This window comes from Alloyangia mangrovi, assembly GCF_002300555.2.
Classification (GTDB): Bacteria; Pseudomonadota; Alphaproteobacteria; order Rhodobacterales; family Rhodobacteraceae; genus Salipiger; species Salipiger mangrovi.
Genome location: NZ_NTHN02000164.1, coordinates 1 through 233 on the forward strand (window position 1 = coordinate 1; position 233 = coordinate 233).

Consider the following 233-nt stretch of genomic DNA (forward strand, 5'->3'; position numbering starts at 1 on the left):
GCGCGCAATTTCTTCGTACCAGGCGGGCAGCATGGCGGTGTGGGCGGTCAGCGTCTCGGCATCCACGCCGAAGCCCCAGGGCACCTCGCCCATGGCCGTGCCAACCGCAGCAACGAGATCGTCGATGAAGGCAAGATGGAAGGCGATGTCCTCATGTGTCCCGACGTTGCCGTGACCGCCGTTCATGTAGGTCCAGTCCAGCGCATCGGCCTCGCGCAGGTTGTCCTGAAGGT

At 64.4% G+C, this 233-nt stretch carries 1 protein-coding gene; it reads right to left on the reverse strand.

What is annotated here, in order from left to right; all coding sequences use genetic code 11:
• Positions 1–233 (reverse strand): hypothetical protein (locus CLG85_RS27250; protein WP_260350403.1); only part of this gene is annotated, 233 nt, incomplete at both ends.